This is a genomic window from uncultured Dialister sp. (assembly GCF_900538805.1).
GTDB lineage: Bacteria > Bacillota > Negativicutes > Veillonellales > Dialisteraceae > Dialister.
In genome coordinates, this window is record NZ_UPZP01000088.1 from 1 (window position 1) to 9,240 (window position 9,240).

8 protein-coding genes are annotated in these 9,240 nt (G+C 52.1%); 6 read left to right on the top strand and 2 right to left on the bottom strand.

Going from position 1 to position 9,240, the window contains the following annotated elements; genetic code table 11:
* Window positions 1–173: 173 nt before the first annotated feature.
* The 3 genes from rnr to QZQ29_RS07645 all read left to right on the top strand — a co-directional run bounded on the left by rnr (window position 174) and on the right by QZQ29_RS07645 (window position 4,004).
* Complete coding sequence (gene rnr, locus QZQ29_RS07635) at window positions 174–2,234, top strand: ribonuclease R (RefSeq protein ID WP_296961991.1); 2,061 nt, start codon at window positions 174–176, stop codon at window positions 2,232–2,234.
* A 24-nt stretch (window positions 2,235–2,258) separates the two neighbouring features.
* Window positions 2,259–2,729 (top strand): SsrA-binding protein SmpB, encoded by a 471-nt coding sequence (smpB, locus tag QZQ29_RS07640; protein WP_296961993.1) that lies wholly within the window; start codon window positions 2,259–2,261, stop codon window positions 2,727–2,729.
* Between the two features lie 456 nt (window positions 2,730–3,185).
* Window positions 3,186–4,004 carry a hypothetical protein gene (locus QZQ29_RS07645; protein WP_296961995.1) on the top strand — a complete coding sequence of 273 codons (819 nt, stop codon included), beginning with the start codon at window positions 3,186–3,188 and terminating at the stop codon, window positions 4,002–4,004.
* 287 nt (window positions 4,005–4,291) lie between these two features.
* Here the strand turns inward: QZQ29_RS07645 and QZQ29_RS07650 are convergent, their stop codons facing one another.
* Window positions 4,292–4,840, bottom strand: a complete 549-nt coding sequence (locus QZQ29_RS07650) for a GerMN domain-containing protein (protein ID WP_296961997.1) — start codon at window positions 4,838–4,840, stop codon at window positions 4,292–4,294.
* 12 nt (window positions 4,841–4,852) lie between these two features.
* On the bottom strand, window positions 4,853–5,974 hold the full coding sequence (locus QZQ29_RS07655) for an N-acetylmuramoyl-L-alanine amidase (RefSeq protein ID WP_296961999.1): 1,122 nt from the start codon (window positions 5,972–5,974) through the stop codon (window positions 4,853–4,855).
* 290 nt (window positions 5,975–6,264) lie between these two features.
* Between QZQ29_RS07655 and QZQ29_RS07660 the strand changes: the two genes are divergently transcribed.
* Genes QZQ29_RS07660 through QZQ29_RS07670 form a run of 3 tightly spaced genes read left to right on the top strand, consistent with a single transcriptional unit; the run spans window position 6,265 to window position 9,080 of the window.
* A complete protein-coding gene (locus QZQ29_RS07660) occupies window positions 6,265–7,158 on the top strand; it encodes a polysaccharide deacetylase family protein (RefSeq protein ID WP_296962001.1) in 894 nt (297 codons plus the stop codon).
* A 31-nt stretch (window positions 7,159–7,189) separates the two neighbouring features.
* Window positions 7,190–8,137 (top strand): phosphodiester glycosidase family protein, encoded by a 948-nt coding sequence (locus tag QZQ29_RS07665; RefSeq protein ID WP_296962004.1) that lies wholly within the window; start codon window positions 7,190–7,192, stop codon window positions 8,135–8,137.
* Between the two features lie 10 nt (window positions 8,138–8,147).
* Window positions 8,148–9,080, top strand: coding sequence for a hypothetical protein (locus tag QZQ29_RS07670; RefSeq protein WP_296962006.1), 933 nt, complete (start codon window positions 8,148–8,150; stop codon window positions 9,078–9,080).
* Window positions 9,081–9,240: the final 160 nt, after the last annotated feature.

Consider the following 9,240-nt stretch of genomic DNA (forward strand, 5'->3'; position numbering starts at 1 on the left):
GTCTCCTTAAATAGCTCGCTATTCGCGTCGACTGATTCCTTGCATTGAATAAAAATACAAGAATGAAATCCGATAACAATTTAATCAGCGCTTCCCTGGAGAGACGTTTTTACAGGGAAGCACCGGTTCCTTCACAGAATCTAATGAATCAGCGCTTCCCAGAGGAGAAATCAATGGAAAAAAAGGAACTTTTGCCTTACAAGCCCGGTGTTGTCCTGCAGGGGGTGTATAAGTCCTACGGCCGTTTCGGTTTTCTGCTCACCGATGATGACCATGAGGATGTATACATTGCGGAGAAGGACCATCTGAATGCGGTGAATAATGATACCGTAGAAGTAAAGACCATGAAGAGTGAAACCGGCCGTCATAATACGGAGGGCCGGATTGTCCGTGTCATTGAGCGTGCGGATGATATGTTTGTGTGCACCTATGAAATGCTTTCGGACGGCGGCGAAGCGGTGCCCATCGACGAGAAGGTGGACATGGTCATCCATATTCCGGAAGGCGATGAAATGGGAGCTGTCACCGGTGCCCGGGTCATGGTGCAGGTGACCGACTGGCCGGGGGAATGGACCGATGCGGAAGGCAAAGTGACGGAAATCATCGGTTACAAGGGAGATAAGGGACTGGACATCGATGTCATCATCGCCCAGCACCGTCTGCCCCATGTATTTTCCGACGACCTCATGAAGGAGGCGGATCATCTCTCCCGTACCATCGTGCCGGAAGAAGGGGTGGCGGATTATAGAGATATGCCCATCGTCACCATCGACGGCCCTGATTCCAAGGACCTGGACGATGCGGTGTACTGCGAAAAGAAGGAAAACGGTCATTTTGCCCTGGGCGTCCACATTGCCGACGTATCCCGCTATGTGACAAAGGGCTCCCTTCTGGACGATGAAGCCTACAGGAGGGGCACCTCCGTGTATCTGGCGGACCGGGTGATTCCCATGCTGCCCTTCCAGCTGTCCAACGACCTCTGCAGTCTGAACCACGATGAGGACCGGTACGCCATGTCCTGTCTCATGGATGTGGCACCGGACGGTACGGTAAAAACGGAAAAGATTACTCCCTCCATTGTCCGTGTGGCAAGGCGCTGCAATTATCCGGAAATCAACAAAGCCTTTGAAGAAGGCATTGCACCGGAGGATTTGAAGCTCCACCTGCCCATGCTGGAAGATCTCCGTGAATGCGCGGCGGCCCTTCGTCAGAACCGTAGCCGCCGTGGCGCCCTTGATTTCGATTTTCCGGAATACAAGGTGGTGCTTGATGAAGACGGCAAGCCCCTCCGCATTGAGAAACGAATCCGCGGGGAATCGGAAAAAATGATTGAAGACGCCATGATTGCCGCCAATGAGGCGGTGGCCCGTTTCCTGGAGAAAACAGGTCATACCTCCATTTACCGTGTCCACGACCATCCGGACCAGGAGAAGCTGAATTCCCTGAAACGGCTTATTGCCATCATGGGCCTTCCCATCCATATTCCCGAAGATCCGGAACCGAAGGATATCCAGAAACTGCTGGCATCGGTGAAGGGGGAGGACATTGAGGCGGTGGTGCAGGTGATGACCCTGCGCTCCCTGCCCCAGGCATGCTACAGCACCGACAATGACGGCCACTTTGGCATTGCCAGCACCTGCTATACCCATTTCACATCGCCCATCCGCCGCTATCCGGACCTCATGGTGCACCGCCTTATCCGGCAGGCCATTCATGATGACATGACGAGGCAGCAGCGGAAGAAGCAGACCGAATTCCTCATCCGGGCGGCAGAACACTGTTCGGAGACCGAGCAGAATGCCACGGAAACGGAACGGGACGTGGACGACCTGAAGATGACGGAATATATGGTGCCCTTCGTGGGAGAACCCTTCGACGGCCATATTACCGGCATTACCCGCTTCGGCATTTTCGTGGGCCTTGACAACGGTGTGGAAGGCCTGGTGCATGTGGACTCCATGGACGACGATGAATACGTGTACCAGGAAGATACCATGACCATGACCGGCCGCTTCTCCGGCACCACCTACTCCATGGGCATGCCCGTCAGGGTGACGCTGGTGAAGGCGGATAAGGAAAGAAGGGAAGTGGATTTCGTCCTGGGAGAAATCTATTCGCCCCTGAACCTGGAGAAAAAGACAAGAACCTCTTCCCGCTCCAAGTCCCATTCCAAGAAGAAGGACAAGAAAGGAAATCCAAAGTCCCGGGGCAAAAAAGGAGGAAAGCGGAAATAATCCCTTTCCTGCAGGAGGTTTTGCATGAAAAAAGAAAAATCGGCACCGCCGGTGGCAGCGAACCGGCAGGCCTATCATAATTATTTTATCCACGACACCTATGAATGCGGCATTGCCCTCACCGGGACAGAGGTGAAATCCATCCGCGCCGGCCGGGTCAACCTGAGAGACAGCTTCGCCAAGGTGGAAAAGGGGGAGGTCTACCTGTGGAATGCCCACATCAGCCCCTATGAACAGGGAAATATCTTCAACCACGATCCCCTGCGTACCAGAAAGCTCCTTCTCCACAAGCAGGAAATCCGCAAAATTGAAATGAAACTCAAAACCAAGGGGCTCACCCTGGTGCCCCTGAAAATGTATTTCAAGCACGGCAAAGTGAAAGTGGAAATCGGCACCGCCACCGGCAAGAAACTCTACGATAAGCGGCAGGACATGGCGGAAAAGGCGGCTAAGAGAGATTTGGACAGAAGGATTAAGACCCAGAGGCTGGATTAGAGTCAATCGGGATGGTGTGATATATCCCCAAAAGCAAGAGGATTGACACCCGCCGGGCGGGTGAAGTTTGACGGGGCTTTCGCCCCGAAGGTTCTGAAGTTTGACGGCCCGATGGGGCCGAGGGTTGTGGTGAGTGCCCTTAAAAAATAATAGGGCGCCAGTTTTGGTAAAACCAAACAACGCCCTTAAGGTCGAAGGGAAAACAGACAAATCGCGCCTGCGGCGCAAGGCTGTTTGATTTTCCATTTCGCGAAGCGAAATTACAAAACTCATCGCCGCAAAGCGGCGATACCACAACCCTCAGCGACCAAAGGCCGCTGTCAAACTTGAGAACCTTTGGGCCCAAAGGGCCCATCAAACTTACGAACCCTTACACCCATTGCGCAGCCCTTGCCCAATACTGGTATAATAAAAAGAATAAATATATAAAGATATAAGCTGAAGTAAGGAGAAAACATGGATAAAGACAAAAAGCCTTTTCACAAAGGAAACAGGAAACCCTTTCATAAGGATAGAAAAGGTGCCGCCGGCGGACGGTTTAGACGGAAACTGGAACCGGGGGTGGAATTTGAAGACCGCAGGCTGGGCGTAGGCATTGTGCGGAAGGTAACGGAAGAAGGCATTACCGTGGCCTTTGGGGACGTGGAAAAAGTGATTCCCAGAAAGAAAAGAACCGATGCTCCCCGGACAGGAAGAAAACCGGCGCCCCTGGGGAAACCTATGGAAAAGAAGGTTTTCACCTTTGACGTGCAGCCCGGCGATAAAAAATCCTTCTCCGGAAATCGCAGGCCCGAAAAGCGGGAAGCAGAAGTGGGGCTGGAAGTGGTGGATGAAACCCTGGGAAAGGGCGTGGTCAGCCGCATTACAGAAAGAGGCGTCTATGTGACCTACGAAGCCACCGGTGAACATGTCATGTATCCCCGGGGCCTGCCGGGAAAGCTTCTGAAAAGCGCCTTCCCCGATGCGAAGAAGGAAAAGAAGGCGGAACCCCATAAGGGCAAAGAGAGAACCTATAAGGTGCCGGAGGCGGCAAAACCGGAGAAGAAGGCCAAAATCGTTCCCCACAGAGCCAAGGAAACCCATCGGGGCAATACCCGCTTCATTTCCCTGGGAGAGGGCACCCTGGTCATTTCGCCCCTTTACGGTGAAGGAATTATTATGGAAATCAGCGATGGTCGAATGACCGTGAAGTTCAAGGAAGTGGAAAAGGAATACACCTATCCCGCTGCCTTCGCCGATGGAGATATTGAAGTACTGGAAAAAGAAGAGAAATAAAAAAAGCGTCCGCCGATTGGTGGACGTTTTCTTTATGGAAAATGGGCTAGTGGCACAGGGAACTGCTGTCCGCTATCCGATTCCCTTGATGTTACATGCCCCATTGGGGCCGGAGATCTCTCGGCTCAGAGTCTCAATGGAGCAGGATACCTTTGTTTTTATATCGACAGGCAGCTCCGCTCGAGATGACAATGCGAAGAACAGACTACTGTCATTTTTGACAATAAACGAAGCGGAAAAGGGGCTGTGAAAAAATGATTTTCATTTTTTCACAGCCCCTTTTTTCATTATTTCTTTTCCATCTGTATATAGCTTTCATCCCGTTTGAAAGGTTTTGTCATGTCCATCTGGAATTTCGGCGCTTTTCCTTCGGCCCTTATGATGACTTCCTTAATGTTGGGGAATTCGGTCAGGGTGTCTGTGGTCATGGCGATGAATAGGGATTCGCCGGTGGAGCATTTGATTTCATTCAGCTCTTTACTGAAGTCCACGTAGGCGGTGCCTTCTTTGATGGCTATGCTCTTGAGGGAGAGGCCTGCAGGAAGGACGGGGTACTTGGATTTCCTGTCGGTGCGGATCATTTCTTCCATGGCCGTCTTGGCGGTGCGGTCTTTGGCTTTGACTTTTGCGGCGACCGGAATGATTTTTGTGCCGTCGTCATTGGCTTTGTAGTAGGTGAGTGTGGCTTCCGATTCAGCGGGAGGAAGGGACTGGGACGAAGCGGCTTTGGGGGTAAGGCTTGCGGCGGCCTGTTTTCCATTATCCGGCGTGCATCCGGAAAGGGAGAGGACCAGGGCGGAGGCGGCAAGCAGGGTGAGCAGGATTTTTCTATTCATAGCAGGGCCTCCTTATGCAATGGCGGCGAAATAGTTGACCAGACCGTTGAAGAGGCTCTGGGCAATGCCCCGGGGACCCCAGGAGGAGGTGAGCATTTTGACACGGTGGTCATTGGTGATGAATCCCATTTCCATAAGCACCGAAGGCATGGTGGTGTAGACATTCACGTAGAAATCGTTGGATTTCACACCCCTGTCGGGGATGGAGAGGGAGTTCATGGTGGCCTGGTGCATCATCTGGGCAAGGAGCAGGTCCTTGGAGCTTTTGGCGTTGTAGTAGGTGGTGGTGCCGTCGACAGAGGAGTTGGAGAAGGAGTCGATGTGGATGGAAACGAAGGCGTCTGCATGGGCTTCATTGGCAATGTCGCAGCGGGCCTGAAGTTCCGGGTCCGCATCGGCCCAGGGACCGTACACGTCTTTATCGGTGTCCCTGGTCATTACCACTTTGGCGCCGGCGGAGGTAAGCATATCCCGGAGGGGGAGGGCGATGGAAAGGGTAATGTTCTTTTCATACACATCTTTGCCGCCGATATGGCCGATGGCGCCGACGTCGGTGCCGCCGTGACCGGGGTCAATGCAGATGACTTTGCCCTTCAGCACGCTTTTGGCATCGGAAGATACGTTATAGCTCTGTTTCTTGTAGCTTGAAGGAGCGGAGGAAGAGGCAGAGGAGGCCTTTTTCGTGTAGGTCTGCTTTGCGCCGATGACCGGGATATCCACCACCAGACGATGGGGCTTTTTCATTTTGGCGTCCGGGCGGAGGGCAAAGACACGGATGTCGTCGATTTTCTGGGGCTTCGTGAGAGCCACATCCAGGTAGGTGTCGCCGTCCTTTTCAGACAGGGTGGCGAAATCAATGGCCCGTGGGTCCATGTCGTACTGGGAAGCCACGCTGCCCATGGATGTTTTTTTCAGGATGACTTCGAAATTTTTTCCGGAATTGTCGATGGCCGCTTCTGCGTGGACTGCTTTGGATAAATCCATGGCAATGCGGACGAAGGGCGGGTTTCCGTCGTTCCTGGCGGTCCAGCGGAGGGCCGTCACCTGGGCATCCTTAGCCAGAGCGGAGGATGCGGAAGGCAGGATGAGGAATGCGGTGAGGATGAGAAAAAGCTGGATTAATTTTTTTATCATTACATGTAAGTCCTTTCTGGAATCGGGGAGCAGGGTTCTGCACCTTTTTATCAGGTAATCTTTATTATATCACTTTTTTATGGGATTCTTTTCCATTTTTATGGATGAAATTGGATTTTCTATCAAAATGGGGCTAATTTCTGGTACGAAAATCATATATCGTATGAGAAATTATCATGAATGGTACTTAATTTCGACTTTTGATAGCCAAAGCATGTAAATCGTAGTAAAATAAATTATATTGCCTAAATAGGTGTGCTTTTTGAAATTTGGAAAAAGGGGAGTTTTAAGTGAAATTGTTATCAAATGGCTGGAAAAAGAAGGCCGCTGCCGCTGCAGCGCTGCTGTTTCTTTCTTCCTCCATGTTTGCACTTTCCGGCTGTGCGCCGGAAGAAGCGAAAAGCGGCGCTGCCTCTTCTGCTGCCGCTGTGTCGGCGGATGCCCAGCTGAAGCCGGGAACTGCCTATGTAAAAAGGGATCCCTCTGTGAAGTACAGTGTGCCGGAAGGGGTTTCCGTGCTCATGTACCATATGATTGGTGATATCCAGAACAATGCAGCTGTCATGACGGAAGCAAACCTCCGCCTGCAGATGAATTATCTCCGGGACCACGGCTACCATCCCATTACCATGCAGGAACTTTATGACTACATCACCAAAGGAGCACCGCTTCCGGAAAAGCCGGTATGCATTACCTTTGATGACGGCTACCTGGACAGCTACACCATCGTGTATCCCATGATGAAGGAATACGGTTTCCCCTGGACCCTCTTCCTCATTACCGATGATGTGGGCAAACCCTACAACCGCATGACCTGGAACCAGCTGAAGGAGATGGCCGACAGCCACACCGTCACCATTGCCAACCATACCCTGTCCCATCCGAAGCTCCATAATCTGGCTACTGCCCAGGAAAAGGAGAAGGAAATCGTGGAAGCGAACCAGGCCCTGAAGTACCATCTGGGCATTGATAATGCCTGGCTGGCCTATCCCTACGGAGATTATGACGACCAGGTGGTGGAAATCTGCAAGAAAGCAGGCATTAAGATGGCTGTCACCACCGATTCCGGCCGCGTCCATGTAGGAAGCTACCCCTATGAACTGAAACGGGTGTACATAGGCAATGATATTTCCCTGGCCCGGTTCTCAGAACGGCTGAACAAGGATAATTACGCTCCGGTGTAAAGAATCCCGGCTTTGTTTTTTAGGAGCAAGAATGAAACGAATATTTCACAGCTATATTTTCAAGTTCATTATCGTCACCCTGCTTTTCTTCCTCATCACCTCTCCCATTGTGGTGCTCTTCGGACCCTTTGGAAACTTGAAGCGGGCTGTGGTAGGGGCCATCATGCGCTCCCGTCATCCTCAGTACATTACATGGCTCTACTCCCAGGATGAGCTGAACCAGATTCTGGGCGTAGTGAAGACCACGGATACCCAGAAGATGTTCTCCTTCAAGCCAAGAACCGATTCCACACTGAACCTGAAGAAGATTGAAACCTCCCGTTTCGTAGGCTACCTCCTGGAAATCCCGAACCCCACCAGGGTAGAAGTAGCGACTGCGGAGGATATCAATGAAAAGGGGGACACCACCAGCAACATTGCCAAGAAAAACAATGCGGTGGCTGCCATCAACGGCGGCGGATTCTACGACCCCAACGGCACCGGCACAGGCCGCCTGCCCTATGGCTTCATCCTGCACAAGGGCAAGTACCTCCTGGGTCAGCAGGTAGATGATAACGAAAAGGTTGATTTCGTAGGCATGACCAAGAGCGGCAACCTCATTGCAGGCAACTACAATAAGAAGCAGCTTCGGGACTTGGGCGCCGTGGAAGGCCTCACCTTCGGACCGCCTCTTATCATTAACGGACAGAAAGTTATCAAAAGCGGCGACGGCGGCTGGGGTATTTCACCGCGCTCCGCCATTGGCCAGAAGAAAGACGGCACCATCCTCTTCCTCGTTATCGACGGACGGCAGCCGGGATACAGCATCGGCGCCACTCTGGTGGATTCCCAGAATATTCTTTATGAAAATGGCGCCTACATTGCAGCCAACCTGGACGGCGGCTCCTCCACCACCCTGTACTACAACGGCAAGGTCGTGAACAAGCCGGCGGACCTTCTGGGCGAGCGCATGATTCCTACTGCATTTATTGTGAAATAAGGAGGACAGGGTGAATAAGAAATTTGCTCAGCTGGCGGTATGCTTCATCCTTGGCATAGGCATCCAGGCCGGTGCCTATCTCTACATGGACCGCGTCCTCTTTGCTCCCCTTTCCAGCGGCGATTATGATATGTCCGACGTGAAAGACAAAATGGCGGAGGCGGCGGAAAAGGAAGGAAAGAAACTCTTCGCCAAAGTCAGCGTGAAGGGGAAGGCCTACTATTCCCATGACTACAAGTACATGGCCGATGTGACCACCGATTCTGTCACCATTTACAAGGCAGACGACCTGAATAATCCACAGAACGTGGACCTGAAGAACCAGGGAGTCTCCTTCTTTGAATGGATGCCCGACAGAAACCTGGCCCTCATGGCCCTCTATCCTGCTCACTGGAAAGGCGGCCGCTGGGATGTAACCCTGGCCCGTTACAATCCCGACGGCACCACCCATGAGTCCGACGCCCCCATCAGGGACCTGCCGAGAAACTCCAAAATCGTGGATGTGGCCTACTCCACCGCCACCAATGCGGTGTACATGAAAATGGAAGTAGGGAAGGGGCTTTACCGCATCTACCGTACCGATGCCAACTACGATACCCGCCGTATCTATATCCAAACCTCCCACATCGGGAAAATCGCCGTATACTACGACAAGGACCGCCTCTTCTATGATGACAGCCAGAAGGGTATCCTTTACACTTTCAACGGCGACGACAGCTCCTGGAGAGTCATTTCCCCGCCCGGCGCCTTCCGTCTGGTGGGTGTGGATGAAGACAAGACTATTTACGCCGTTAAAATCAACACCAAAGGCGACGTTACTGCCTACTATACAGGCAAGCTGGGCGTAGGCTTCAAGGAAGTCAAAGCTCTGGATTCGCCGGTGGAATTCAACTCCGTCACCATGCATATGATTAAAGAAGCTGCCGCCCAGGCAGGAAAATAAAAAAGAACGGGAAAAGAACGGGGCTGTGAAGAAATGATTAAACATTTTTTCACAGCCCCGTTTTCTGCTTCGCCTATAGATTCAAAAAATTCTCAAAATGACAGTAAGCTGTTCTCCGAATTGTCATCTCGAGCGGAGCTGCATGTCGATATGAGGGCAA

What these genes read in the sequence shown, in the direction of transcription:
- QZQ29_RS07665 (WP_296962004.1), top strand. Translation starts at nt 7,190, where the DNA reads ATGAAACGAATATTTCACAGCTATATTTTCAAGTTCATTATCGTCACC.
- QZQ29_RS07645 (WP_296961995.1), top strand. Translation starts at nt 3,186, where the DNA reads ATGGATAAAGACAAAAAGCCTTTTCACAAAGGAAACAGGAAACCCTTT.
- QZQ29_RS07655 (WP_296961999.1), bottom strand. Translation starts at nt 5,974, where the DNA reads ATGATAAAAAAATTAATCCAGCTTTTTCTCATCCTCACCGCATTCCTC.
- smpB (WP_296961993.1), top strand. Translation starts at nt 2,259, where the DNA reads ATGAAAAAAGAAAAATCGGCACCGCCGGTGGCAGCGAACCGGCAGGCC.
- QZQ29_RS07650 (WP_296961997.1), bottom strand. Translation starts at nt 4,840, where the DNA reads ATGAATAGAAAAATCCTGCTCACCCTGCTTGCCGCCTCCGCCCTGGTC.
- rnr (WP_296961991.1), top strand. Translation starts at nt 174, where the DNA reads ATGGAAAAAAAGGAACTTTTGCCTTACAAGCCCGGTGTTGTCCTGCAG.